The organism is Erysipelatoclostridium sp. An173 (assembly GCF_963931465.1).
GTDB classification, from domain to species: Bacteria; Bacillota_I; Bacilli_A; order Erysipelotrichales; family Coprobacillaceae; genus Thomasclavelia; species Thomasclavelia merdavium.
The window spans coordinates 612,384-638,941 of record NZ_OZ007017.1 but is presented as its reverse complement, the minus strand read 5'-3'; the positions used below and the strand labels follow the sequence as shown (position 1 = coordinate 638,941).

Annotated in this window: 24 protein-coding genes and 1 riboswitch; of the genes, 6 read left to right on the top strand and 18 right to left on the bottom strand. The window is 29.4% G+C overall.

Features of this window, described 5'->3' with window-relative positions; all coding sequences use genetic code 11:
- Positions 1–11: 11 nt before the first annotated feature.
- Positions 12–2,447, bottom strand: a complete 2,436-nt coding sequence (locus ABGT36_RS03270; protein WP_308697718.1) for a YhgE/Pip domain-containing protein — start codon at positions 2,445–2,447, stop codon at positions 12–14.
- Positions 2,448–2,597: 150 nt separating this feature from the next.
- Between ABGT36_RS03270 and ABGT36_RS03265 the strand changes: the two genes are divergently transcribed.
- From ABGT36_RS03265 to ABGT36_RS03255, 3 genes are read left to right on the top strand one after another with little or no spacing between them, the layout of a single operon-like run.
- Complete coding sequence (locus ABGT36_RS03265; protein ID WP_346676813.1) at positions 2,598–3,035, top strand: Rrf2 family transcriptional regulator; 438 nt, start codon at positions 2,598–2,600, stop codon at positions 3,033–3,035.
- Positions 3,032–4,066, top strand: coding sequence for a M42 family metallopeptidase (locus ABGT36_RS03260; protein WP_087303440.1), 1,035 nt, complete (start codon positions 3,032–3,034; stop codon positions 4,064–4,066). Before ABGT36_RS03265 ends, ABGT36_RS03260 begins: the two co-directional genes overlap by 4 nt.
- Positions 4,059–4,871, top strand: coding sequence for an HAD family hydrolase (locus ABGT36_RS03255; RefSeq protein ID WP_346676811.1), 813 nt, complete (start codon positions 4,059–4,061; stop codon positions 4,869–4,871). The genes ABGT36_RS03260 and ABGT36_RS03255 overlap by 8 nt, the downstream gene beginning before the upstream one ends.
- Before the next feature lie 128 nt (positions 4,872–4,999).
- Here the strand turns inward: ABGT36_RS03255 and ABGT36_RS03250 are convergent, their stop codons facing one another.
- Entirely contained in the window at positions 5,000–5,371 is a 372-nt protein-coding gene (locus tag ABGT36_RS03250; protein ID WP_143357602.1) for a DUF6431 domain-containing protein, read from the bottom strand.
- Between the two features lie 242 nt (positions 5,372–5,613).
- Here ABGT36_RS03250 and ABGT36_RS03245 point away from each other — a divergent pair, with 242 nt between their 5' ends.
- Both ABGT36_RS03245 and ABGT36_RS03240 read left to right on the top strand, forming a co-directional pair.
- Positions 5,614–5,961, top strand: a complete 348-nt coding sequence (locus tag ABGT36_RS03245) for a helix-turn-helix transcriptional regulator (protein WP_087302784.1) — start codon at positions 5,614–5,616, stop codon at positions 5,959–5,961.
- Between the two features lies 1 nt (position 5,962).
- Positions 5,963–7,171: a tyrosine-type recombinase/integrase gene (locus ABGT36_RS03240; RefSeq protein ID WP_308697716.1), complete on the top strand. Its 1,209-nt coding sequence runs from the start codon at positions 5,963–5,965 to the stop codon at positions 7,169–7,171.
- 106 nt (positions 7,172–7,277) lie between these two features.
- On the opposite strand, the gene ABGT36_RS03235 is transcribed toward ABGT36_RS03240, so the two are convergent.
- The 14 genes from ABGT36_RS03235 to ABGT36_RS03170 form a co-directional block, all read right to left on the bottom strand.
- A complete protein-coding gene (locus ABGT36_RS03235) occupies positions 7,278–8,972 on the bottom strand; it encodes a phospho-sugar mutase (RefSeq protein WP_087302788.1) in 1,695 nt (564 codons plus the stop codon).
- A gap of 208 nt (positions 8,973–9,180) precedes the next feature.
- Positions 9,181–9,678: a cob(I)yrinic acid a,c-diamide adenosyltransferase gene (locus tag ABGT36_RS03230; protein ID WP_300082567.1), complete on the bottom strand. Its 498-nt coding sequence runs from the start codon at positions 9,676–9,678 to the stop codon at positions 9,181–9,183.
- A 3-nt stretch (positions 9,679–9,681) separates the two neighbouring features.
- Positions 9,682–10,161 carry a Cys-tRNA(Pro) deacylase gene (ybaK, locus tag ABGT36_RS03225; protein ID WP_087302792.1) on the bottom strand — a complete coding sequence of 160 codons (480 nt, stop codon included), beginning with the start codon at positions 10,159–10,161 and terminating at the stop codon, positions 9,682–9,684.
- A gap of 104 nt (positions 10,162–10,265) precedes the next feature.
- A complete protein-coding gene (locus tag ABGT36_RS03220; protein WP_087302794.1) occupies positions 10,266–10,535 on the bottom strand; it encodes a phosphocarrier protein HPr in 270 nt (89 codons plus the stop codon).
- A 622-nt stretch (positions 10,536–11,157) separates the two neighbouring features.
- Positions 11,158–12,594: a PQQ-binding-like beta-propeller repeat protein gene (locus ABGT36_RS03215; protein ID WP_346676808.1), complete on the bottom strand. Its 1,437-nt coding sequence runs from the start codon at positions 12,592–12,594 to the stop codon at positions 11,158–11,160.
- Positions 12,595–13,284: an ECF transporter S component gene (locus ABGT36_RS03210; RefSeq protein ID WP_346676806.1), complete on the bottom strand. Its 690-nt coding sequence runs from the start codon at positions 13,282–13,284 to the stop codon at positions 12,595–12,597.
- A complete protein-coding gene (locus ABGT36_RS03205) occupies positions 13,281–14,795 on the bottom strand; it encodes an ATP-binding cassette domain-containing protein (protein ID WP_346676804.1) in 1,515 nt (504 codons plus the stop codon). The genes ABGT36_RS03210 and ABGT36_RS03205 overlap by 4 nt, the downstream gene beginning before the upstream one ends.
- Positions 14,782–15,630 (bottom strand): energy-coupling factor transporter transmembrane component T, encoded by an 849-nt coding sequence (locus tag ABGT36_RS03200; RefSeq protein WP_296881988.1) that lies wholly within the window; start codon positions 15,628–15,630, stop codon positions 14,782–14,784. The genes ABGT36_RS03205 and ABGT36_RS03200 overlap by 14 nt, the downstream gene beginning before the upstream one ends.
- On the bottom strand, positions 15,621–16,262 hold the full coding sequence (locus ABGT36_RS03195; RefSeq protein ID WP_346676802.1) for a DUF4430 domain-containing protein: 642 nt from the start codon (positions 16,260–16,262) through the stop codon (positions 15,621–15,623). The genes ABGT36_RS03200 and ABGT36_RS03195 overlap by 10 nt, the downstream gene beginning before the upstream one ends.
- A 78-nt stretch (positions 16,263–16,340) precedes the next feature.
- Positions 16,341–16,510, bottom strand: a riboswitch (cobalamin riboswitch).
- Between the two features lie 108 nt (positions 16,511–16,618).
- Positions 16,619–17,662: a hypothetical protein gene (locus tag ABGT36_RS03190; protein ID WP_346676801.1), complete on the bottom strand. Its 1,044-nt coding sequence runs from the start codon at positions 17,660–17,662 to the stop codon at positions 16,619–16,621.
- 4 nt (positions 17,663–17,666) lie between these two features.
- Positions 17,667–19,091, bottom strand: coding sequence for a hypothetical protein (locus tag ABGT36_RS03185; protein WP_308697709.1), 1,425 nt, complete (start codon positions 19,089–19,091; stop codon positions 17,667–17,669).
- A 129-nt stretch (positions 19,092–19,220) separates the two neighbouring features.
- Entirely contained in the window at positions 19,221–19,439 is a 219-nt protein-coding gene (locus ABGT36_RS03180; protein ID WP_087302810.1) for a DUF6465 family protein, read from the bottom strand.
- A gap of 182 nt (positions 19,440–19,621) precedes the next feature.
- Positions 19,622–21,442, bottom strand: a complete 1,821-nt coding sequence (gene typA / locus ABGT36_RS03175; protein WP_087374643.1) for a translational GTPase TypA — start codon at positions 21,440–21,442, stop codon at positions 19,622–19,624.
- A gap of 140 nt (positions 21,443–21,582) precedes the next feature.
- Positions 21,583–22,197, bottom strand: coding sequence for a pentapeptide repeat-containing protein (locus ABGT36_RS03170; protein WP_087302813.1), 615 nt, complete (start codon positions 22,195–22,197; stop codon positions 21,583–21,585).
- Between the two features lie 101 nt (positions 22,198–22,298).
- Between ABGT36_RS03170 and ABGT36_RS03165 the strand changes: the two genes are divergently transcribed.
- Positions 22,299–23,780, top strand: coding sequence for a hypothetical protein (locus ABGT36_RS03165; protein WP_300082372.1), 1,482 nt, complete (start codon positions 22,299–22,301; stop codon positions 23,778–23,780).
- Positions 23,781–23,796: 16 nt separating this feature from the next.
- Here the strand turns inward: ABGT36_RS03165 and ABGT36_RS03160 are convergent, their stop codons facing one another.
- Both ABGT36_RS03160 and ABGT36_RS03155 read right to left on the bottom strand, forming a co-directional pair.
- Positions 23,797–25,776 (bottom strand): FtsX-like permease family protein, encoded by a 1,980-nt coding sequence (locus ABGT36_RS03160; protein ID WP_346676798.1) that lies wholly within the window; start codon positions 25,774–25,776, stop codon positions 23,797–23,799.
- Positions 25,763–26,530 carry an ABC transporter ATP-binding protein gene (locus tag ABGT36_RS03155; RefSeq protein WP_087300553.1) on the bottom strand — a complete coding sequence of 256 codons (768 nt, stop codon included), beginning with the start codon at positions 26,528–26,530 and terminating at the stop codon, positions 25,763–25,765. The genes ABGT36_RS03160 and ABGT36_RS03155 overlap by 14 nt, the downstream gene beginning before the upstream one ends.
- Positions 26,531–26,558 lie beyond the last annotated feature (28 nt).

The following is a 26,558-nucleotide window of genomic DNA, read 5'->3' as shown; positions in this document are numbered from 1 at the left end:
AATATACATATTTATTCATTAACTTTTTCAAATGCCTGTGGAATAAGATGTTTATCTTCTTTATTTTTAAAACGATAATAAAGAATTGTAAGAAGTGAACAAATCATAAGAATTCCTAAAAAGATGATGATTTCATTTGTAATGGGCATTTCTGTCATACTAATGACTTTTCTAAATCCATTGACACTATAAGTATAAGGGACAAATGGATGTAGCCATTGATAAAATAGACTTGATGTTTCTAATGGATAAGTTCCTGCTGATCCACCTAAATTTAAAATCATAAAGACTAACAATAAAAATTCTCCTATATAACCTGTTGTCAGTGACAACAACATCACAAGTGACATAAAAGCAGCTGAAACAATAATCGCAAAGAGATAAGTCATCAATAATTGTTGAGGTTCAAAGCCACATATCCATCTTAAACTTGTGATTAAAATGATAGCTGATAATGTTGATACACTATACATCACAGAGGCTTTTGATAGCCAATACTTGAATGGTGATGAAGCTTTTTTTATACCTTTTCTTATTGGATACATAAGTGTAAAAGCTAAAGCAGCAACATATAAAGCCACGCTCATCATATAAGGTGCCATCGCATGACCATTGTTTGTGACTGTGGAAATCGCTTCATGACTTGTTTCTACTGGTGCGGACATCATATCCAACGTTGAATCTTGAATATGAAAATTAGCCTTTTCTACTCCTTCCTTCAAACTTTCATCTAATTTTCGAGTCCCATTTTGAAGTGTCTGTAAACCATCACTTAATGTTAATGAACCATCACTCAGCTGTTTTGCACCTGCTTTAATCTGTGTTGAACCTTGAGTTAATTGTGTTGATCCTTGCATGATTGTTTCATTTTGAGATATTAATGTGGTTGTACCATCATATAATGCTTTTACTCCTTGATTCAATTGTTCTATTCCACCAAAAAGAGCTGGTGTCTGTTGTTTAAACGATAATAATCCATCTGTTAATTGTTGACTTCCCTGCAATAATGTTTGATTTTGATGTTCTAATTTACCTATACCATCATGAATCTGACTAACACCTTTCATATAAGCTTCAATACCCGGTATTAATGATGTTCTCACTGATGTATTCAAGTCTTCTAAACCACTTTGGAGTTGTTGGCTTCCTTTTTCTAGTTTTTGTGTATTTTTATACACTTGTGTTAAACTTGTACTGAATTGACGGATAGCTTCTTGATTCCCTGTGATTACACTTTTTTCTAATTCTATATACGAATAATGTGTTAAAAGATACTGTACATCTTGTTGATTCAAAGCGATATTCTTGGCTTCTGCATCACTTAACTTTTGGTTCATCCATTTTTGAGCCATTGATGGATTGGAAGACATCAATTGATTCAACAATATTGTTGCTTGATTTAAAGAATCATTAGCCTGTGTGATTGTTTGTATTTGTTCCGTATTGATTGAAGATAACTGTTGATTGAGTTGATTCAATCCTTGATAAACCTGTTGATTGCCTTCTATAAGTTTATCAGTTCCTTGATCCAAACTTTGCATTCCTTGAGTTATTGGTTCTTGATTTTTCATAAGTTGTTGTGTTCCTTGATAAACACTTGAAACACCTTTTGTATATTGTTGTAGTCCTGTGTTTAATACTGAAGACCCCTGAGATAATGCCTCCACTCCATCATGAAGTGGTTGTGTTGATTGATACAATGTGTCCAATCCATCTTTTAAAGTATAGACACCATTATGCACTGTTAAAACACCTTCCGTATAATCTTTTAATCCTTTTGTCAGTGTTTGTGCTCCGTTTTCAAATGAAAGTGTACTGTCTGCTAAAACTTGAAGATTATCTGAAATCAGTTGGTTTCCATCTACCAATGCTTGACTTCCATCAGATAATTGATGTGTCCCATCATTGGCTTGTTTTAAACCATCTGTTAACGTTGTAATTTGTTCAAAAATTGTTTGAGCATATGTTTTTGTCACAGTTTGTGAAACTTCTGATTTGATTTTTTCAATTGCTGAATCATCCATTTTAGAAGCAATGTAGTTACTTCCCGGATTCGTTGTATAATGAAGTTTCATTTTTTGTGGTTGTTCATCTAAAAGTGTTGTTGCATTTTTTGAAAAATCTTCAGGAATAGTAATGATCATATAATATTGACCATCCTCTAATCCCATCTGTGCTTTGCTTTTATCCACGCATTGAAAATCCATAGTTGTATTATCCTTAAGACGCTCTGTTAATTCTCTCCCTACATCCAAAGTACGATTCTCATACTTGACTGGCAAATCAAGATTCACCACAGCTACGGGAATCTTTCCTGTATTTCCATATGGGTCCCACATAGAACCTAAAAAAATACAAGCATATAAACTTGGTATCAAGATAATCGCTACAAGAACAATCTTCATCCAAGTATGGCGAAAAATATTCTTCCACTCCTGTTTAATCATAAAACTCCTTCTTTCTTTATAATCTTTAGATATTTAATATCTATGGATATTAAATATCTAAAGATTATTATATAAATTTACAAATAATTGTCAACTCTTTTAGATACAAAGAGTTCTTTTTCTGTTAAAATAGAAAAGAAGGTGATGAAAATGAAGATTAGAAAGAGTTTCGAACAAGCTATTTGTATATTACTTTTAATAGGTGCCAATGATAAACCCATTAAAAGTCATGAACTGAGTGAAAAACTATCGGTATCAGATTCTTATCTTAAAAAAATCACCAGACAACTTGTTGTTTCTGGTTTGATTCAATCTATGGCTAATAAGCGTGGTGGTTTTGTTTTAACAAAATCGCTTGAAAATATTTCTTTATTGGATATTTTTGAAGCTATGGAAGGAAAAGAACCTTTTGTGAAAACAACACATTTGGTTGATAAGGTTTTTGATTCTCATTTAAAGGTTAAGGAAACAGAAGATTTTATTGTTGATTATTTAAATGCTGCTGAATATCAATATAAACAAAAATTAAATGAAATCACTTTATCACAAATTATAAATGCAGCCCATCAAGGAAGAGAAAATTTATGAATGAATACATACTTTCTATTTTAAAAGATATTATGGCGATTGACAGTCCTTCTGGTTATACTAAAGAAGTCATTGAATATTGTCAAAAAGAAGCACAAAATTTAGGATTTGAAACAAAACTGACTAAAAAAGGTAATCTACAAATATTCGTAGATGGACAAGATGATTATACAATTGGGTTCTGTGCTCATGTTGATACACTAGGATTAATGGTCAGAAGTATTAAAGATGATGGAACTTTAGCTTTTACGAATGTTGGTGGTCCTATTATTCCAACATTAGATGGTGAATATTGTCGTATTATGACAAGAAATCATGATGTTTATACAGGAACAATTCTTTCCAATTCACCTGCTGCTCATGTTTATAAAGATTCTAAAGACAAAGAAAGATCATGTGATACAATGCATATTCGTCTTGATGAAGTCGTTAAAACAAAAGAAGATGTAAAAAAGCTTGGTATTGATAATGGTGATTATATTGCGATTGAACCTAAAACAACATTCACTGATTCAGGATTTATTAAGTCAAGATTTTTAGATGATAAAATGAGTGTTGCGATACTTTTTGGTGTTTTGAAATATTTATCACAAAATCATATTCAACCTCAACATAATCTTTACTTTATGATTTCTACATTTGAAGAAGTGGGGCATGGTAGTAGCTATGTTGATTCAAATGTTGATGAATTGATTGCGGTAGATATGGGATGTATTGGAGAAGATTTAGCTTGTAGTGAATATGATGTCAGTATTTGTGCGAAAGATTCCAGTGGCCCTTATGACTATGAAATCACATCTACATTTATAGAACTTGCAAAAAGAGAGAATTTACAATATGCAGTTGATATTTATCCATTCTATAGTAGTGATGTTTCTGCTGCTTTAAGAGGTGGACAAAACATCAAAGGTGCTTTAATAGGACCGGGCGTTCATGCTTCACATGGTATGGAAAGAACACATATCCAAGCTGTAGAAAATACGTATCGCTTAGTTCTTGCCTATATTCATCAAGGTGAAAATCATGAATAAAAAATTACTATTATTTGATGTTGATGGTACACTAATCAGCTATGATGGGACCGTTCCTCAAAGTTGCAAAGATGCATTAAAACAAGCGAAAGATTTAGGACATTATGTATTTGTTGTGACAGGAAGAACACGTAATCGTGCAACTGTAGGAGATATTGAAGTCAGTGGTATGATTTGTGGAAATGGTGCTTATATTGAATGTGAAGGAAAGGTGCTAAAAGATCAAAAACTTTCATTAGCACAAGTGAAAGAAATTACTGATTATTTAGATTGTCATGATTTATGTTATTTCATGGAAGGGAATGATGGTTTATATGGTTCCCATGATTTTGAAACAAGAGCGGTTCCTACTTATCAAAAATATGGTCATCAAGGTGATATTAAAATTCGTGATATTTATCCAATGATGACATTTCCTGAAAGCATGTATCAAGAAAATATTACAAAAATCAATTATATTTTAAATAGTTATCAAGATTATCTTGATTTCAAAGAGCATTTTCCACAATTTCAATGTTTAACTTGGGGTGGTCAAAGAGAAGAAGCTTTATTTGGTGACTGTGCTTTACCTCATATTGATAAGAAGAAAGCCATTGAACAATTAATAGATTATCTACAAATAGATCAAGTTGATATTTATGCTTTTGGTGATGCTGAAGTGGATATTCCTATGTTTGAATGTGCTGGTACAAGTATCTGTGTAGGCAGTGGTAGAGAGGCAGCCAAAAAAGCAGCCACTTATGTCACTGATGTTGTTAAAAATGATGGCATCTTCAAAGCTTTAAAACATTTTCAGATTATTTAAAAAGGGGCTGTAACGAAATAAATATTCGTAAAGTTACCTAAAAAAGAAAACGACAATGATTATCTTTAATGATTATCATTGTCGTTTTTGGTATAATTAGATTATGGAATCTTTAAATTTTATGCAATCTAATTACACTGATAATTATAACGCAATTCAGTTATCTTTGAAATAACAGTACATGAATCTGTGATATTGCGATAAGATTTGGTTATTCTGATTATCGATGGATTTGATAATATCCGATAAGGTATGATAATACTTGGAAGAAGAGCATGTGTGCAACCACAGCTGTCGCATTTGATCCTGATGATAGAAATTACAACCGTATGATCAGCATCAACAGCCAGATAACGCTGATAGCAGGCATGACGATGAAAATGTCCGGTAGAACCGCAGGTACATTTAACTTTATTAAGATCTAATGATTTAATATCTTCGTTATAAAAATCCTGGGAATAATTATTGAAAGAAAGTGTTTTAAATGTTATCATAGTCATGTACAAGACATACATATGTTTTTGGGAAAAAGGAAGGTAGGACGGCAATCCGATGACCCTTTCTTTTTTTGTATGTCGATCTCCTTAAATATAATAATAAAAACAGTTAAGATAATTTGCATATTATTTTCTCAATTTATTTTAACTGTTTTATTATATTTATTAATTTTATTTGACTCGTTCTTTCATTTTTTTGTTCAAATAATCTGCTAATCAACAATTCATTATAAGGAGTATACATTATGAAACCAAAAAAAGAATATAAAACACGTTTACAAATAGCTAGATTAAATGCTGGATATAGTCAAGCTGATGTCCAAAGAATTTTAGGTTTTCTAAATAGAAAGACTTTATGCGCCTATGAAAAAGATGTACTTAATCCTACTAATAAAGTTCTGTGTTTACTACCTCAATTATATGGTGTTAGTCTTGATTACATTTATAAAGAAGATAATTATCAAAATCATGATGACTTTGTTACAAAAGTTCTTCTTTTAGATAGCAACTCTATAACAACATTAAAAAATCTAAAAATGAATAATGTTAATTTGTCTGATTTAAAAATATTCATCAAACAATTGGAGGATTAATATGAGCATATATGAAAGAAAAAAGAAAGATGGATCAATTTCCTTCGATATTACTGTTTATGATGGATATCAAATTGATGAAGCAGGAAACTATGTTCAAAAAAGAAAATACAAAACATTTTCTCCTCCAAAAGATATGGGGATTCGTAAAGCTAGAAAAATGGCTAAAGAAATTGAAACTGAAATGCAATTTCAATTTGAAAAGCAACAAAATCTTGGCTCAGAAAAAAGATTATCTGAAGTTTGGGATTGGTATAAAACTTACTACGCTCCAAATAATTTAAGAGATGCTACTTTTATCGGAATGGAAAATATTGTTAACTCAAAGATCTTACCTAAACTTGGTCATCTTAGAATTGGTGATATTACCACAAATAGAGTCACTATGTTTCTAAATGAAATATCGATTATGACTAATCCAAAGACTGGTAAACCATTAAAACCCAAACAGTATTATAAGGACTCATATGTCAAAGAAATTTATTCAATGTTAAGCAGACTGTTGAATATCTCAGTCACACAAGGATGGATTAAAGATAATCCATGCAAAAATGCTATCAAACCAAAGAAAAACAGAAGCAAGAAATTACCACCACTTGAACCTGAACAAATCCAGGATATTTTACATAAAACGGAGGAATTTGATGTCTACAATGCTATTATCCGATTTCAGATTTATACAGGAATGCGTATTGGTGAAACTTTGGCTTTGACTTGGGATAACATTAATTTCAATAAAAGAACTATCACTATCAATAAAACTGTCAATTTTCCTAGAGGAGGTGCTATAGTGGGGCCTCCTAAAACAGAAAATAGTTATCGAACTTTAGGAATGTCTGATAGTATATATAACTTATTAAAAATGGTTAAAGAAGAACAAAATGAAAGAAAAGTATATCTTAAAAATGTCTATCAAGATAAAAATCTAGTTTTTAGTAATCCATTTGGTGATTTTATCCATCGTAATAGTGTTGGAACTCGTCTTAATAAAATAAAAAAAGGAACTGATTATGAATATATAACAGTTCACTTTTTAAGGCATGTTAATGCAACATTACTTTTAATGAATAATGTTGATATCAAAGTTGTATCCGCTCATCTTGGTCATAATGATATATCTACCACTGCTGATATCTATGCAGATGTATTAAACTCTATGAACCAAAAAGTTGCTCAGCTTATTGATTTCGACTTAAACAAACTTAAATAATATGCATAAATAATGTTTTTAAACGGAAATAAGCGGAAAATAAACGGAAATTACAGAACATCATTAAAAAAACGTTGATAAAATCAACGTTTTTTGTCTTTTTGTATTATTCACCAATAATATTCATCATATCTTTTTGGAATACTTCTGTTTTGTCACTAGCGTCTTTAGCATCAGTTCCCTTAATTGAGAAATAGAATTTACATTTTGGTTCAGTTCCACTAGGACGAGCAGCAATCCAAGAACCATCTTCTAAATAATATTTTAATACGTTAGATTTTGGTAAATCGATTGTTGTAGTAGTACCATTTTCAACTCTTTCGCTACTTTGGTAATCTTCAACTGCAACTACAGCATAATCACCAATTTTAGCTGGAGCATCTTTTCTTAAATTATCCATGATTTCTTTAATTCTTCTAGCTCCATCAGCACCAGCTTTGCTTAATGCAATTTGAGTTTCTTTGAATGTTCCATGTTTAGCATATAGTTCATTTAATACATCGATTAAATCTTTACCTTGTTTTTTATAGAAGTTACCAGCTTCTGCTGCCATAACTACTGCTTGAACAGCATCTTTATCACGAACGAAGTCTTTTACTACGCAACCATATGATTCTTCATATCCAAAAACAAATTCTTTTTCTTTAGTTTTTTCATATTTACGAATCTTATCTCCGATAAATTTAAATCCTGTTAAAGTTTTTTCAACTTCAACACCATATGATTTAGCGACTAATTCACCTAAATCACTAGTAACAATTGTATTATACATTACTGCATTGTCTGGTAATTTACCTTGTTTTTTAAGTTCACTTAAAATATATTCCAAGTAAACTGCAGCACTTTGGTTACCTGACATTAATACATATTCACCTTCGTGTTTAGCAACAACACCTAAACGGTCACCATCAGGGTCACAAATTACCACTACATCAGCATCAACTTCTTTAGCTTTTTTGATTGCAAGATCATAAGAACAAGCAATTTCAGGATTTGGTGATTCAGTATTTGTGAAATCTGGATCTGGTGCACATTGAGCCAATACTGGAACAACATCATATCCTAAACGTGTTAAACATGTTCTTACTGGTAAGTTAGAAGTACCATGTTGTGGTGAGAAGACAATTTTGAAATCTTTTTTATCCATACCTGGATTAATTTCAATTGCCATAACTTCTTTATAGTAAGCTTCGTCAACTTCTTCACCAATCCAATTAATATATGGATAAGCTTCATCATCACTTACTACTTCTACAGCTAATTCGTCTTTAACTTCATTTACGTAACCAACAACTTCGTCAGCCCATTCTGGAATTAATTGACATCCAGTATCATCATAAATTTTATAACCATTGTATTCTTTTGGATTATGACTTGCTGTAATCATAATACCACCAGCACATTTTAAGTAACGAACTGCAAATGATAATTCTGGAGTTGGTCTTAAGCTTTCAAAAACATAAGATTTAATTCCATAAGTAGCTAAAACTTTAGCACTTTCAATTGCAAATTTATATGACATATGGCGATTGTCATAACCAATAGCTACCCCTCTTTCTTTCCCCTCTGGTAGCCCAGCAACATATTTAGCAAAACCAACATTTGCCTTTCTAATTGTATAAATATTCATTCGATTAGTTCCTGCTCCAAGAATCCCTCTCATTCCGGCAGTACCGAACTCTAAATTCATATAAAAGGCATCTTCTTTTTCCTTTTCATTCATACTTGCTAATTCTGCTTTTAATGATGGATCTAGACTTTCACAATTTAACCATCTTTGATATTCTTCATTATAACTCATTGTTTTCACCTCTTGTTTTAATTATAGCAAATTCAATTTAATTTTACTACTTGTTTTAGTATCGAAATTGTTACAATTTTATCAAAAAGTTAGCGTTTACATCTTAGCTATATTCCCAAAAAATACTTTTATCCCTATTTTTAGTAACACTATATTGTAAGCGTTTGCTGTATCCGGTAAATTTTTAACGAAAATAAGATAAAAGTGTTTAATATTCGATCCCATGTCGAGCTTTAATTCCTAAATCAAAAGGATGTTTATGTTTTTTGATTTCACTTGAATAATCAAGAATTGGCTTGATTTTATGACTTGGCATTCGTCCTGTTAATATAATTTCATGACTATCTTTCATTTTCACTAACAAATCATAAACCTTACCTTCATTAATTAAACTTAATGTAATTACATCTAAAATTTCATCTAATACAATAGCATCATAACTTTCATCTATCATATCAAATAATTCATTTTCCATATTACTAACTTGTTTAATCATCTTAGGATCTTGCATATCAACAAACATCTGTGGCATTTTTTTAAATAATACTTTTATCCCACAACGTTCTAACATTTTAATTTCACTACTATTACCATCTTTTAAAAATTGAATAAACAACACTCTTTTATTAGCACCAGCTAATCGAATCGCTTGTCCAATAGCTGCTGTTGTCTTCCCTTTACCAGTACCATAATAACATTGAATCATCTTCTATCTCCTAATCACATCACCAACTTGGGCATCTAAATAATTTAATAGTTCTTTAGCATTTACGATCATTTGATACCCACGTTTACCGGCACTTAAAGCCACATTTTGGCATTGATCAATTGATGAATCAAAAAAAGTGGGAAACTTTTTCTTCATTCCTACTGGTGAACAACCACCTCTAATATAACCAGTTACTCCTAATAAATCTTTCATATGAATCATTTCGACACTTTTATTATTTGAAAGCTTTGCAAGTTTCTTTAAATCAATTTGTTCTAAAACCGGGATACAACAAACTAGATAGCCATTATTTCCTTTTAAAACTAATGTTTTAAAAATATCTTTAGCGTCCATATCGACCTGATCAATAATATGCTCTCCGCTTAAATGATCTTCATCATATTGATATTCTTTAATTTCATAGTTAATTTTTGCTCGATCTAGCATTCTTAATGCATTAGTTTTTACTTTTTTTGTCATTGGTAAACCTCCATAAAAAACTATATCTATTATACTAGTCCCAAAATAATTATTGCAACTAAAAAACGAAAAGAGATCCGAAGATCTCTTTTGTATCAATTATTTTATTCTGCTACTTTTTGTTCTTTGATAACTTTAGCAATAGAAGCAATTACATCTTTTTCGTCTTCACCTTCAGCAACAATTTCAACTGTAGCTTTAGTTGGAACACCTAAAGACATAACTCCCATGATTGATTTTAAGTTAACTTCTTTTCCATTGTATACTAACTTAATATCACTTGTAAATTTACTAGCTTGGTTAACTAAGATAGTAGCTGGTCTAGCGTGTAATCCAACAGGATCAGATACAACGAAAGATAATTTTTCTGCCATTTTATGACTCCTCCTTAAAAATTTCTATATGACAATTATACCACCTAATATTCCTATTTTAAAGAACTTTTTAAATAAAATTTAGCGCTTACAAATTAGTTGAATATAACAACAAAAATCCCGTTTTTATCTCTTCATCTTTTATTAAAATCAATAAAACACAAACATTTTTCCCACTATTTAAATAATTATCCATGTCAAAAAGTACTTTATTTATTGAAATGATCAATTAATATTAAGCTACTCTTTTACAGCTAAATATCTTCTTTTCAAATCATAAACGCTAGCTACTTCAAACAGAAACAATTAAAATGTATTTGTGATTGATAATAATTTACACGATTGCTATTGATAAATCAAAAGCAATTAAATTAGCTACAACAATCATTATTTTATAAAAACTAGAAAAATAATTATCGATTTTACTATAATATAGTCAAAATTAAACTATTACTAGCAATTTTTATATCCTACTACTTGTTATTTAACACTGCTTAAGTAATAAAAATATATATTTGCAACTAAAAAGCTATCTATCAATCATCATTTAATTTATCAAATAATTAGTTAAAAAAAGACAATAATCAATTTTATATAACCGAATTATTGTCCTTTATTAATATTAATCTTTTTTTAATACCACTAAAACTACTCCACTAATAATTAAAGTTAGCATTGACACAAGACTTTGGTCATCGCCAGTTTTAACCGAATTAACTACTTGATCTGGTGTAGATGATGTATCTGTATCTGTTGTTTGAGCTGGTGGAGTTGGAGTTGGGTTATTATCAGTTGGTTGTTCACTATTTTCTAAAGCAAATAAAGCTCCAGAATCATTAGTAAAATAAAGTTTATTACCATCACTAATAGCACTACCCATATTATAGTTTTTATAAGCATCTTCTGGTTCGTATAAAGTGTCTGTTGTAAACTCTGTTCCAGTATCGTTAAATACATATAAACCACCTGGTTCACTATTTATTGTATAATAACCGTAAACAGCATCATCATATCCAGTTGTAACTAAAATTGATGATTGAACATTACCAACAACTTCAATTGATTGTAATTGTAATGTATTTACATCCATCTTAGCAATAAAACCAGGTGCGTTAAACGCACTACCATTTTTACCACCAAAATATAATGTTCCATCTACATAAGTAGGAGTACCAGTAATTTGACCATTTCCATTTAATATCATAGCTGTTTCTACTTGACCAAAAGTTCCATCGTTATTGAAGGCCACTTTATATAATTTGCCATTTTGACTACCAATATAAAGATAACCATCACCATAACAAACACCACTACGGATACTAATGTTACTATCTAAAGTAATCGTATTTAAATTATCACTAGTAATATCTTTAGCTACCAAAGTACCGGCAGTACTTACAAATACTAAATATTGATTATTTATAATTGTAGCATCAGACCAATAATATCCACCTGCTTGTTCTTGATAACTCCAGCTATTATATTTTGTTTCTAAATTAGAATTAGGATCATCATCACTAACTGATAAAGCAAAATATTGACCACCTACTATATTATAACTATCATCATATTCAGTTGTTCCTGTATATAAATAACCATTATAATATGTTAATGGACTAGTAAAATTTCCTTCTACTTGTGATAACCATAATGATGTTAATGATTGACCATCAAAAGCCTGAATCATTCCATTACCTAAAGCAACAAAAACCATTCCATTACCATAAGCAAGATAAGCATTAAAAGCTATTGTATTATTTAAAGTAGCTTTTTGTAAAACATTACCATCTTTATCTAATTTATATAATTCACTATCTACAGCAATATAAATACATTCATCACCAATAATTGGATTACTATAAGTTACATAAAATTTACCATCTAAAAAACTATGTACCCAATCAAGTTTTGTAGAATCTTCTGTAGTTGGTAGCTTAGCATCAATTACATTATCATTGGTTCTAAATTCATACCAATCATTTGTTTTAGCACTTACACCTGTTGTCATAGTAACAGCCATAAATAACGCTAAAAATAAACTTACAATCCTTTTTTGCATCTAATTTCCCTCCGTAATTCCGTATTTGACCTTTACTCTTTGCAGTATCTTAAACATTGCATCTTTAAATACAAAAATAAATATAATATTTGAAACAATATATGTTATCGTCACTGGTAAAGCTGCGATAACAGTAAACAGATATCGCGAAAGATTAAAACTATTATCAATCGCTAAAACTGACCATAAATCCATAATCATCGAAAAAATTATTCCAGCTACAGCTCCATAACTATACAACAACCATTTATTTTGATATAGCTGATGACAAAACATCCCTGCTAGATAGCCAATCAAACCCCAAGCAAACATTTGAAACGGGGTCCATGGACCAATTCCAAAAACAAAATCAGATATTAACGCACTTAATGAACCGCATAAAAATCCATCTTGCTTACCAAATACTACTGCCATAATAATTACTAACGCACTTACTGGTTTAAAACTAGGAAACAAGATAAATAATGTTCTAGCTAATGTTGTTAAAGCAATCATTATTGCTAGTATCACCACTTCTCTAGTTTTAGGATGTGACAATTCATATTTAAAATAAAATGGGATCCAGCTAATAACTACCAGCATCATTATTATCAAATTATATTGCTGGTCATGCCATAACAACACCCCAATAACAGCCGCTAAAACAGCCATAATTAAAGATATTAAAGCTATTTTATTATGCTTGCTCATTTTAAATCCTCATAAATGACAACATCTTTATTAATGTTTCGCATAATTTTGTTGATAGTAGTTGTATAAAAAAGATTGTTACTAAAGAAATTTCGCATCGTATCAACCGATTCCATTTGACCATTGAAAATCATTGCTACTCGATCACTAATTTTAGCAGCAAATTCTAAATCATGGCTAACACAAACTATGGTCATATGTTTACTTAAACCGACAATCAAAGCTGCTAATTTTTCTTTTGCGCTAGCATCAATACCTTTAGTTGGTTCATCAAGTAATAAAAGCTCGGGTTTAGTTAATAAAATCTTAGCTAAAGCTACTAATTGTTTTTCGCCACCACTTAAATCATATGGATGACAGTCTTTTAAATGAACAATTTGCATATTTTGCATCATTGTAACCACATTTACAACATTATCCTCAACAGCTAATAAATCCTTTTCAACAGTATCACCAATAAATAATGTCGTTGGATCTTGAGGCAAATAAGCAATTCTTGGTAAATGAGTTTGATATTCAATCTTTCCTTGATAATCAATCAATCCCGCCAAACATTTAATAAATGTTGTCTTACCACTACCATTAGCACCAACGATTGTTAAAATTTCATTTTGATAAATATTAAGATCAAGCTGTTTTAAAACTAATTGCTGATACCCACAAGTTAACCCAGTAATTTTTAGTAGTGGTACAAATTCAATATCTTCATACTCTTTTATATTAATATTGTGATAATCTTGCATAGCTTTTCTAGCTTCTTTAATACTAAAACAGCTTTGATCAATTAGATTAGAAACCTTGATATAATCTGGCAGGGATTCTAAAAAAAGATTTTCTTTATTCATTTTTTCAATGGCTTTTTTAGTTTCATCTAAAATTGCAACTTTACCATCTTCCATTATTAATAAACGATCTGCCAGTTCAACCAGTCCATCTAATTGATGTTCCACAAAAACAATTGCAATCCCAAAATCATCATTGATCTGTTTTACCATTTTAATAAATTCTTGACGATTAATTGGATCTAACTGTGCTGAAGCTTCATCTAATAAAATAACTTCAGGATTTAATACTAAAACGCTGGCTAAATTCACTAACTGCTTTTGACCACCTGATAAATCCTGACAATTAGCATTAATAATATCTTGTAAATTAAAATAATTTACAATTTCACCAACTCGCTGTTTCATTTGTTTTAATGGCGTATTCTGATTTTCTAAACCAAAAGCAATTTCATGCCATACTTTATTCATTACGATTTGATTTTCGGGATTTTGAGCTACATAACCAATTTTAATATCTTCTTTAATCAAATCATCAAAAATAATATTCCCTGATTTTTGACCAGCAGGAGTCAAGCTTGGTTTTAGATGTTTTAAAAGAGTTGTTTTTCCACAGCCACTAACCCCGCAAATAACCAAAAATTCGCCATTTTTTATTTCCAGGGAAATATTTTTTAAAACTTCTTTTTGATTTGGAAAACTAAAAGACAGATTTTCAATCTGATACATAACTCTTCCCTCCTTTAAAGAAAACTGGTAATAAAATCAAAGTTGCAAAACAAATCATAAAAAACAAATCCAACCACTGATAATGATAAACCTGGACTAATGGATAATAATAAAAATCCTGATAGTAATTAAAATATCCAAGTATCACCATTAAATCTAAGCTTAAAATAATTAATATTTTAAGTAAATCATCTTTTTTAAACTGATAAAGATGAAAACTGCTTCGCTTATGGCTTCCATAACCACGTCCATTCATTGAATTAATCATTTCTAATGATGATTCAAAAGCATAAGTAATTAAAATAATTATCATATCACGCTGTTTAGCCAATTTGTTTTTATATGGCATTAAGCGATTAGCCTCTTTGATCTTTTGATACTGTAATTTTAACCGACTAATTAAATTTAAACTCATCGAAACAACTAATCCTAAAGTTGGCATAATAGCACCAAACAAATAAATAATATGACTATCAGTAAGATATTTTCTAGCGACATTAAATATTAATAACATCGAACTAATCATCAAACTAAAGACAAAGCCATATATCAAAGCCTGTTTAGTAATTGTAAAAAAGTTATTTTGATATAAAATGTCAAAGCCTTCACTTACAAATAATGGATTAGTAATCGTAATCAACAAAATCAAAAGCATCAGATATTTTAATATTTTTTTAAACCCGCTATGATCAGTTAAATAAAATAATAACGCACAAGCAATAAATCCAATTATAATAACTAGATAATGCGATTGGATAATTGTCAAAATAATAATCGATAAAAAATATAAAAGTAATACTAAGGGATGGCTCTCTTTAAAAGATTTTATGACCATGTTAAATCATTGCCTCCTGTCAATGTATACATCCACTTAATTCGATCACCTTCATGTAATTCAATACTTTCATCACCAGCACCCTTGTTTACATATTTGCCGTTGATACTATACATCCAGCCTGAAGAAGTATCAAAACTGCTATTTAATATTTTATGAGGTAAATAAGCAATCTCTTGAACATAACCATCATTCACTTTATATGTTATTTTCCTAGCATCACAAGCTTTTTTTAGCACCTCTAAAACAGTTGATGAAGGATCTACTTCATAACTAACATTAGCTAGTACAATACCATCTTTAGGGACAAAATCAACATATCCAGGCTTAATTTCATCTAGTCGGTTAAGCAAAGTCTTACACTCAATAGAAATTGATACGGATATTGTCTGTTTATCATCTTTTACTATTTCTTTATTAGTATTTTGACTAGGCTTAACAGCACTACTTTTTTCCTGATTATTAGATGGCTGCTCGTTAACTTCTACACTGCCTTGATTAACAGCTAGACCACTAATTTCAACAGCAATGGCCTGCTTGGCAGCAATTCTTTTAGTAGTTACACTACTATCATCTTTACAACCTGTAAATAAAAGTAAAACAACAATTGCAATTTTAAAAAATTTTGACATAATAAAAAACCCTTTCTAAAAAAGTGCGCATGAAAGGATTAAGACTAACATTAAATAGAACTACTCTATCATCCGTAAAGTGTATCCTAAGATAATGGCAAGTATTCCGGCTTAGATTCAACGCTTTGACACCTTCCCAGTTTCCCAGTGGCATTTTGTCATAACTCATCATTACGGCGGCGGGACCGCTCTTGATTTTCACAAGATTCCTTATTAATGTAAAAACAACCATTAAATATGCGTGATTAAATTATTCGATATAATTATACAACAATGGTTTTAAAATGGAAGATTATCTCGTATTTTTAGATAATTATTGACATTTTCATAAAAAAAGAAGAAACTATGTGTTTCTTCTAAAGTTCTTTTTTACGAGCAACGACTAAAAAACGATGTGTTGTTAATTCAAAATAACTCTTTTCTTTAATCTGTTGTAAAACCTGGCTATAAAAATTCATAAATCGCTCTTGAGTAACATCAACTCTAGTAATTCCTTTTAAAAACTGAACAAATGAAGCTAAAGTATCAAAACGAATGAAACCATGTTCTTCAAAACTATCAACAATTTCCAAACCAATTTCACTTAATGTTTGTTTACCAGCTTCTAAATCCCAGCGTCCTCGTAATTTAAAAGGAAGAAAAATACTAGTAAGTTCTTTATAATTATCACTACCTAATTGATTTACAATAATGTAACCCCCAGGTTTAACTACTCGATACAAATCATATTTATCATAATTAGCTAATTCATCAGCTAAAACATCGATTCGTTCATCTTTAAAAGGTAATTTGCCTTCTTTAGTAAGTTTAGTAACTTTGATATTACGCTCTTCTAATAACTTTTCAGCTTTTTCATTTTGAACTTCAACTGCATAAGTGATTGGTGGTAAATAATCAAAAGAATTAACATATTCGCCACCATCAAAAGAAATAAAAGCTAAATGACTTTCATCATTTAAATATCTTGCAACAACTTCCTTACTTGAATAAGTTGGTATACTTTGTTGTACCAAAGTACTACCATCTTCATTGATTGCTTTAGCAATTTCACTTTTCATTTCCATTGCCGCTTTAATTCTTTTACGAAAACGCAACTTACTATAATAATATCCCACTACTTGACTTAAAGCATCACAGATTACACCAACTGCAATAAAACCAATCATTTCAACAAACCACTCAACTGAAAAGAATGGTTGAATTGAGGCAATCATATAACAAACCACACACATTAAAATAATACTACGTGTTCTAGCATATTTAAATGGTTCGTTATATTTAATATACCAGCTTAAAAAAACTTTCTTTTGAGCAGTTCTTCCTTCTAATTCACAAAAAACTAATTTAATACCCATTAGCATAACTGCCAATGAAACAAGCATATAAATATAATATTCCATTCCATTACCTCTTATAAATTTCTTCGCCATCTAAAGTATAATAGCCATCATTTTCAACTGTTACAAAGTAACCAGCATCATTAAATTCCAAATCACCTTCAACATGGAAAAGAACTTCATAATCTTCCATATCATAAACATAACTAGTACCACTGTTATTAAAGATACCATAGACAATATCATTATATTTAAATACAGTTCCTTCACCCATGAAACTATCTTCAATAACTACATCGCCATCGCTATTAAATACTTCATAACGACTACCACTAGTATATCCAGCATAGTAATTACGACCAAGATATTCAATTCGCTCATATTCATCAGAAATCTTTTTATTATCAGTATTAATCAAATAATATTTATCTTCTTCTTTAGATACAACAGCTAAACCATTACTATCAAAGACTTCAGCACTTTCATATACAGTTTTAAATGCGGCTTTACCATCGAAACCATAATACTGATAGCCCTCATCTCTTACATAAACCGGGAAGATTTCTTCTCTAATTTGTGAAGCTAGTGGGTCTAATTGAATACCATCAACTTCAATTTCCTTACCATCATTTACAAAAGTATGAGGTCCATAAATAGTATCAGCATTTTTTACTACATAGTTTCGATAATTATAATAATAGCTGTTTGTTTCCTTAATATTACCTTTGTTGTTAAAAATGTAAGTTGTTTGATTTAAAACACCGATAATATTATTTTCACTATCATAGTATAGATCATCTAATTCTTGTTCTGTTGTAAACAATACTTTACCTTCAGTGTCTAGTGCTCTAACTTCATGATCATCACGGTTATATAATAAATAACCTTTTTTATCATCATGATCCATTAACTGATTATCACCACCAGCTTTAATTGATAGTGGTTCTTCTTCTGTTAAGTGATAATATAAACTAGCCTCTTTTTCATAATTAACAAGCGTATAATTATCATCAATTGTATAAGCACTAACAATCTTATCATTAGTATTAACTAACTGCTCACCAGTATCATATAAAACAATATAATCTTTACCATCTTTGATTACTGGCAATCCAGTTAATTCAATCTTAACATCATCACTTTGTTGATATAATTTTTTTCCTTCACTATTTAAAATAGTAATATTTTCATCTTTATCATAACCAACTAACATATTGGCAATTGACTCTAATTTTTTATATTTACCTAATTTTATTGCTTCACTGCCATCATTTAAAATATAGCCATATTTATCATCTTGAACAACAATAAAACCACTATTACCAACAGTTTCGTATTTATCGTAAATAAATTTAGTTTTTGACTCACCATCTAAATCTACTAATGCATATTTTTCTTTACTATTTTCAACAAACAAAGTTTGTTCATTATTATTATTTGAACATCCAGTTAATAACATAATCGCTAATAAACCTGCTGCAATTTTTTTCATTTCTTTTCACTCCTTAAAAACAAAATAATTATAGCATGTTTTTTGTCGATTAACCATATAAAGGAAACAACAAAAAAACGATAATACCAAAATATTATCGCTTTTCATTATCAATTAATTTACAACCAACTATTCTACTACTAATGGTTCTTCGTTATTATAAGTTTTACCATCTTTAGTAGTTACAACATAATATACTGAAGCTGTATCTGGTGTGTAATAAATTTGTAATGTATCAATAGTAGAGATTTTGACACCTTGTCCTTTAACCTCTTCTTTTACCATTTTTTCAATTTCAACTGCAGTAACATTTTTACCATTATGTTGAATTTCAACTGTTGCTTTCATCTAAACATCCCCCGTTTCTTTGTGTTTGCTAACAAAAACATAATAGCATATCTGAATAAAATATGCAAATTTTTATGAATGTAGCAATGTTTTTTAGATTTACATCTTAAAAATAATATCAAATAATTGTTTTTTAAAAACTAATTTGACTTTTAAAGGGGACTACTAGCAAAAAAACATTTTTACTTATTTGCTTTTAAACGATGTTGTTGACGACGTTCTTGTTCAGTTAAATAACGTTTTCTTAAACGAATATGTTCAGGTGTTACTTCAACTAATTCATCATCATTAATATAATCTAGACATCCTTCTAAGTTAAATGTTCTTGGACGTTTTAAAACTACTGTTGAATCTTTTGAAGATGAACGAGTATTTGTTAATTGTTTACCTTTAGTAACATTTACTACTAAGTCATTATCACGACTATGTTCACCAACGATCATTCCTTCATAAACTTCAACACCAGGTTCAACGAACATAACTCCACGATCTTCAACACTGCCTAAAGCATATGCCGTAGTTTGACCACTATCAATTGAAACTAGTACTCCTAATGCTCTTTCTCCAACAGTTTCTCCTTCCATTGGTCGATATTCTAAAAATGAATGTGAAATAATTCCATAACCTTTTGTCATTGTTAAAAAGTTAGTCATGAAACCAATCAAACCTCTTGAAGGAATTGTATAAGTAATACTTGTTTGTCCATCGTTGCTAACCATATTTTCTAGCGTACCACGACGATATCCTAATGATTCAATAACATTACCAATACAATCATCTGGTGCTTCAATATTAACTTCTTCATATGGTTCACATTTAACACCATCAATTTCTTTAATGATTACTTTTGGCTTAGAAACTTGAAGTTCAAATCCTTCACGACGCATATTTTCAATTAAAATTGATAAATGCAATTCACCACGACCAGAAACGATCCATTCTTCACTATTTGGAATTCTTTCAATTTTCAATGAAACGTCACGATTTGTTTCTTTAAATAAACGCTCTTCAATTTGTCTAGCAGTTACAAATTTTCCATCTTTACCTGCAAATGGTGAAGTGTTAGTTCCAAAAACCATTTGGATCGTTGGTTCGTCTACTTTTAATAATGGTAAAGCTTCTTCTTTACCAGTAGTACATACTGTTTCACCAACACCAATATCACTTAATCCAGCAATTGCTACAATATCACCAGCAAATGCTTCTTTTATTTCAATTCGATGTAATCCAAGGAATCCGTATAATTTTTGAATTCTAAATTGACTATGACTACCGTCAGCGCGTACACAAGTAACACTTTCGTTAACTTTAATACGCCCTCTTTGAATTCTTCCAATTCCAATTCTTCCAACATAATCATTATAATCTAATAATGCTGGCTGGAATTGTAACGGCCCTTCTTCATCAACTAATGGTTCTGGAATTTCGTTGATAATCATATCAAATAAACAGTCCATATTTGGTACTTGAGTAGCAATATCAGGATCTAAACTAGAAGTCCCTTGTAAAGCTGAAGTAAAGACAACTGGGAAATCTAATTGCTCATCATCGGCTCCTAATTCCATAAATAACTCTAATACTTCATCCATTACTTCCTGGATTCTAACAACAGGACGGTCAACTTTATTTATAACAACGATTGGTTTTACTTTAGCAGCTAATGCTTTTTTCAATACAAAACGAGTTTGTGGCATCGTTCCTTCATAAGCATCAACAACTAATAAAACACCATCAACCATATTCATGATTCGTTCTACTTCACCACCGAAGTCAGCATGACCTGGTGTATCCATAATATTAATACGATAATCTTTATAATTTATTGCTGTATTTTTTGCAAGAATAGTGATTCCTCTTTCTCGCTCAATTGCATTACTATCCATAGCCCTTTCAGCGATATGTTCATTATCACGTAATGTTCCTGATAACTTTAATAACTGATCGACCAAAGTAGTTTTTCCATGGTCAACGTGGGCAATAATTGCGATATTTCTAATATTCATTTCTTCACAACCTTTCTTACAATTCAAACATTATAACACAGAATTATATTTTGTCATTATTTTTTTTCGATACCAAAAAACAACGATTTTTTAACTAATTTTTACCATAATTTTCTAAAGAAAAAGGACCAAAAATGCCCTTAATCAACAATTATCCCTAACAAACTGGCTAAAGCAACCGCTTGATACATATCAACATGAATGCCCACTAGACTTGTTTGATCAATTCGTAAACCTTCTATATTAGTTGTTTTTAAATCCATACCTTTCAATTTTGTTTTAAAAACCTCACCATTAATAAAACTAACCTGATTAAATTCTAAATCTTTGACATCAACTTCCATAATACTTGCTTCATCTAAAACACTATTTTGGAAGGTAACATTACGAATATTACCATAACTAATATTCATATATCGCCCTTGAATATCTAAAAACAACAAATCATGCAATGAACAATCAATAAAACCTATCCCAATCATTTTACAATTAATAAAATGACAACAATGTAAACTAACATGATCAAATTCTAAGTTTGATAAATCACAATTTTTAAATACACAATTAACTAAATGAGTATTATTTAATTCAATTAAATTAAAATCAATTTTTTCAAACTGACATTGTTCAATTGTCGTATTTTTTATCGTAATTGACTGCTTAGGATTCTTTGTAAAAATACCTTGATAATAATTTGAACAATTTTCAAATATTTCAGGATTTAAATTTTGAATAACCGGATCTCTTCTTTTCATTTTGCACCTCTAAAAATATTATAATTATCTATAATAAGATGTAAAGAATGATTACTTTTATTTTATAATTGTAGTATTCTATTATTAAAGGAGTGATTCAAATGAAACTAGTTGATTTAATTATTTCTAATCAATGTAACCATCTCTATTGGCGTTATTTAAAAATAGTTGATAATCCTAAATTATCTCATTTAATTACTTCAAAACAAATTTGTAAAGAAATTGTATCTTATTATAATCAAGATTATCATCATGTTTTAAATGTCTTAAGCGAAACTGAAATCAATTTTTTAAAACACTATCCAACTAATCATAACTATCAAGATCTACCAATTATCAATTCCTTAATCAACAAATGTCTTTTGATCAAAGATATTAATAATAAAAACTACATCACAATACCTGATGATTTAAAAGAAATTGTTTTTAAAGCCATAAATTTAGCGGATATATCTAAAATAAAAAGAATAGATCAAATTAACGAATTATTAATCGGGATTCTTGCAATTCGCGGTGTTATTAATGTTGATGATTTAATTGCTTTTTATCTTAAATATGATTCTTCTATTAGTCATGATGCTTTAAAAAAGCATATCGATACTAATCGTTATTTAATCTGGCACTATTTTATTTATCAAGGTGATGATGGTTTATTATTGGCTTATGAACCTTATCAAGTGTATATCGATAAAATAGTTAATAATCAAAAAATTGTTAGCGAAGTTGATTTTACTTATAATAAACATCAGATTCAATTGATTGCTCGTTATGGATTGGATATTGAGCATAATTGTATTAATTGTTTATATCGTGAAATCGAATCAATTAATAGTTATTTACTAAAAGAAATGATTCGTAATCTAATTATTCAAACCTGCCAAACCTGTGAAGATGAAAACAAACTGATTAAAACCATCAAACAATTACAACAAGATACAAATGAAAACCTTAATTATTTAATTACCTTAATACCTAAAGCATTACCATATATTCACAGTGCTGGTTTATATGGTTTAAGTCCTAATGAATATTATCATTTAATCCATCAAGCTTCTAGTTTTACTAAAGAAGAAAGTACGACTTTTTATCAATTGTATTTAAATTTATTAGAGTATACTAATCAACAATTTAACATTACAACTATTTCATTTCATGAACTTGATGAAGTTGATCCGATTGATTTTAGTTATGTTCGAACATTATTATTTAATAATCCAGAAATAATTGATCGTTATTTAAATGAAGATCCTGATCATTTAAATAATGAAGCTAAAAAAATCATTGAAAACTTTAAAGAAGGTTTTATTGATGAATTTTTGATTTTAAAAAACAATGATGACTATTCAATCGTTAGTAATAATAGTGATGTCTATGCTATTTATGGTCTTGTTAGTCATCTAAAAGAAATATATCCTGATAAAGTATTACCAAAAGTATGTAATTTAGCAATTTTACCCTATTTAAATAAAATTGTTTTTGATGGTATTTTAGAAGACCATCCTAATTTAAGGCCTACTAATCAAATCAAAGAATATCAAGATAAAGACATTATTTTTACATTAAATAAAACAATTATAAATTAAAACCCCATACGGGGTTTTATTCATTAATAATACGATTACTAGCTAAGTAAGTAGCTAAATAGTAACCACCATAAGCTACCACAATAAACAATGTAGTAATGATAATATTATCAGCAATATTAATATTAACAATTGAACTAATTAAATAATTAATCTCATTTAAAGCTACAAAACTATGAACTAAAGCAACTGTAAGCGGGAAAATAAACATAATTCCTATTTGTACTAATAAACTACGATTAGCCATTTTCTTGCTAGCACCTAATTGATTAATGATTCGATAACGTTCTTTATTATCAGAAGCTTCTGATAATTGTTCGATTGCTAAAACAGTTCCACTAGCAATAGCAAAAACAATTCCTAAATATAAACCTAAAAACGTAAACATCGCACTTGTTCCAACACCAGTTGCACTTAACTCAATTTTAGTATCAGCAATAATCTGGGTTTCAGGGTCGTTGTATTTTTGTAATAGTTCCATAAATTTATCTTCACTAGCTTCTTTATTACCAGAGTAATTTCCTACTAGATTGCTATTAGGATCGACTTGGCCATATTTATTTGCGAAATCATCACTAACAACAATAAACCCTTCATTACCATTACTATTAGTTATTGAAGTTTCAATCGCATGATTTTCCTGACATGTTAAAGAAGTTGTTCCGATTTCAATAATACCATCATTACTTAAAAATTCATTATAATAATCTAAAGACATTGGCATGGTAGCTACTAAAATATAACGATTATCGGCTAAATTAACTTTTTGTTTTTCATTATTAGCCATTTCCATTAATTTATTATAATCACTTTCTTTGATTGCTGGCATTTTCGTTTGAAATAACAAATCCATTTCATCATATAATTCATTGCCTTCATAAATAAAATCACCCATTGAAAGATCATCAAAATACACATAATTAAAGAGATAATCTTCACTAGTAATATCTTTGTAAGCTGCTTCTTGTCTTAAATTTAACACTTCGTTATTTTCAAAACCAATAGCACTATAATCATAAGGTGTATTATTTCTAAATGAGGCATTCATAGCATTAGCTAACGATAATGATGATGATAAAATACCAATTGTCAGTAATAACATCAAAGAAATTACAGTAGTTGATACTACATGAGTATTAATTTTATTATTCACCTGTTTTAAAATAAAAATATTCAAACCGCGATAATATAATCTTTTACTTAAAGAAACAACTTTTAATAAAAATCCTGAAACTGATAAAAAGAATAAAAATGTTCCCAAAGCACCGCTAATAAGCATCACGATAAAATCCTGACCACCGTTTAATAGGGCATTATCATATAATAAGCTATAAGCATAACCAATTAAAACAAGTGATATAATAAACAAAAAGAAAATTAACCAGCTGTTTTTAATCTTAATTTTTTCATTTTTACTTTTAGCATATAATAAATCTATTAATTTAAAACGATTTAAGCTAATAACATTAAAGATCATTACAATAAAATAAATAACACCAAAATTAATGATCGTTTTAAATAAAGCATCAGCTGAAAAAACAAACGCAAAGCTAGTCATATCTGCTTCAAATAACTTAGCGGTAAAGACTGATACTAACTGTGATAAACCAATCCCTAAAATTGTTCCTACAACTAAAGAAATAATTCCAACCATCATTGTTTCTAAAACTAAGATCATCGAAACGCGAAAATTAGACATTCCTAAAGTTAGATAAACACCAATTTCTTTTTTGCGTCGTTTGATAATAAAATTATTAGCATAAACAATTAAAAATCCTAATACTATCGCCACAAAAACTGAAACATAGCTTAAAAGATTTATTAAAGTCTGAACAATCTCTTTAGTAGATTCATTTAGCTTTAGCATTGCTGTTTGACTATCAATTGAATTAAATAAGTAGAAAATAGCAATTGCTATTACTAAAGTAATAAAGTAAATTGAATAATCTCTAATACTTTTTTTAATGTTACGAAAAGCAATATTAAATAAGTTCATTTAGCTCACCACCTAATACCGTTTGAACATCCATGATCATATTAAAAAATTCTTTTCGAGAATGATTTCCTTTTACAATCTCACTAAAAATCTTACCATCTTTAATAAAGATGACCCGGTCACCATAACTAGCAGTGAAGCAATCATGAGTAACCATTAAAATTGTGGCATTCAGCTTTTGATTTAAAGTATTTAAACTTTCTAATAATAATCTTGCTGATTTACTATCTAAAGCACCAGTTGGTTCATCTGCTAAAATTAAATCTGGATTAGTAACAATAGCTCTGGCACAGGCAACACGCTGTTTTTGTCCTCCTGATAATTCATAGGGATATTTATTTAAAATTTCTTTGATTCCAAGTGCACTAGCAATCTTACTTACTTTATCATCTATCAATTTATAATTAGTCTTTTTGATTGTTAAAGCTAGCGCAATATTTTCAAAAGCTGTCAGCGTATCTAATAAATTAAAATCCTGAAAAATAAATCCTAAAGAATCTCTTCTAAATTTAGTCAACTGACGTCCTTTTAACTTAGTAATATCTTGTCCTTTTAAATAAATATGTCCACTAGTAACTCGATCAATTGTTGAAATGCAGTTTAATAAAGTACTTTTACCACTTCCACTAGCCCCCATTATAACTACAAATTCACCATCATCAACATTAAAACTAATATTGTCAACAGCCTTAGTAATATTTGTTTTATTACCATAATACTTTTCAATATTTTCAATTCTTAATATCTTTTCCATCTATCTTCACCTCACTTATTATTATAAG

Excerpts from the sequence above, each read along its gene's own strand:
- ABGT36_RS03270 (WP_308697718.1), bottom strand. The coding sequence starts at position 2,447 with ATGATTAAACAGGAGTGGAAGAATATTTTTCGCCATACTTGGATGAAG.
- ABGT36_RS03265 (WP_346676813.1), top strand. The coding sequence starts at position 2,598 with ATGAAGATTAGAAAGAGTTTCGAACAAGCTATTTGTATATTACTTTTA.
- ABGT36_RS03260 (WP_087303440.1), top strand. The coding sequence starts at position 3,032 with ATGAATGAATACATACTTTCTATTTTAAAAGATATTATGGCGATTGAC.
- ABGT36_RS03255 (WP_346676811.1), top strand. The coding sequence starts at position 4,059 with ATGAATAAAAAATTACTATTATTTGATGTTGATGGTACACTAATCAGC.
- ABGT36_RS03250 (WP_143357602.1), bottom strand. The coding sequence starts at position 5,371 with ATGACTATGATAACATTTAAAACACTTTCTTTCAATAATTATTCCCAG.
- ABGT36_RS03245 (WP_087302784.1), top strand. The coding sequence starts at position 5,614 with ATGAAACCAAAAAAAGAATATAAAACACGTTTACAAATAGCTAGATTA.
- ABGT36_RS03240 (WP_308697716.1), top strand. The coding sequence starts at position 5,963 with ATGAGCATATATGAAAGAAAAAAGAAAGATGGATCAATTTCCTTCGAT.
- ABGT36_RS03235 (WP_087302788.1), bottom strand. The coding sequence starts at position 8,972 with ATGAGTTATAATGAAGAATATCAAAGATGGTTAAATTGTGAAAGTCTA.
- ABGT36_RS03230 (WP_300082567.1), bottom strand. The coding sequence starts at position 9,678 with ATGATTCAATGTTATTATGGTACTGGTAAAGGGAAGACAACAGCAGCT.
- ybaK (WP_087302792.1), bottom strand. The coding sequence starts at position 10,161 with ATGACAAAAAAAGTAAAAACTAATGCATTAAGAATGCTAGATCGAGCA.
- ABGT36_RS03220 (WP_087302794.1), bottom strand. The coding sequence starts at position 10,535 with ATGGCAGAAAAATTATCTTTCGTTGTATCTGATCCTGTTGGATTACAC.
- ABGT36_RS03215 (WP_346676808.1), bottom strand. The coding sequence starts at position 12,594 with ATGCAAAAAAGGATTGTAAGTTTATTTTTAGCGTTATTTATGGCTGTT.
- ABGT36_RS03210 (WP_346676806.1), bottom strand. The coding sequence starts at position 13,284 with ATGAGCAAGCATAATAAAATAGCTTTAATATCTTTAATTATGGCTGTT.
- ABGT36_RS03205 (WP_346676804.1), bottom strand. The coding sequence starts at position 14,795 with ATGTATCAGATTGAAAATCTGTCTTTTAGTTTTCCAAATCAAAAAGAA.
- ABGT36_RS03200 (WP_296881988.1), bottom strand. The coding sequence starts at position 15,630 with ATGGTCATAAAATCTTTTAAAGAGAGCCATCCCTTAGTATTACTTTTA.
- ABGT36_RS03195 (WP_346676802.1), bottom strand. The coding sequence starts at position 16,262 with ATGTCAAAATTTTTTAAAATTGCAATTGTTGTTTTACTTTTATTTACA.
- ABGT36_RS03190 (WP_346676801.1), bottom strand. The coding sequence starts at position 17,662 with ATGGAATATTATATTTATATGCTTGTTTCATTGGCAGTTATGCTAATG.
- ABGT36_RS03185 (WP_308697709.1), bottom strand. The coding sequence starts at position 19,091 with ATGAAAAAAATTGCAGCAGGTTTATTAGCGATTATGTTATTAACTGGA.
- ABGT36_RS03180 (WP_087302810.1), bottom strand. The coding sequence starts at position 19,439 with ATGAAAGCAACAGTTGAAATTCAACATAATGGTAAAAATGTTACTGCA.
- typA (WP_087374643.1), bottom strand. The coding sequence starts at position 21,442 with ATGAATATTAGAAATATCGCAATTATTGCCCACGTTGACCATGGAAAA.
- ABGT36_RS03170 (WP_087302813.1), bottom strand. The coding sequence starts at position 22,197 with ATGAAAAGAAGAGATCCGGTTATTCAAAATTTAAATCCTGAAATATTT.
- ABGT36_RS03165 (WP_300082372.1), top strand. The coding sequence starts at position 22,299 with ATGAAACTAGTTGATTTAATTATTTCTAATCAATGTAACCATCTCTAT.
- ABGT36_RS03160 (WP_346676798.1), bottom strand. The coding sequence starts at position 25,776 with ATGAACTTATTTAATATTGCTTTTCGTAACATTAAAAAAAGTATTAGA.
- ABGT36_RS03155 (WP_087300553.1), bottom strand. The coding sequence starts at position 26,530 with ATGGAAAAGATATTAAGAATTGAAAATATTGAAAAGTATTATGGTAAT.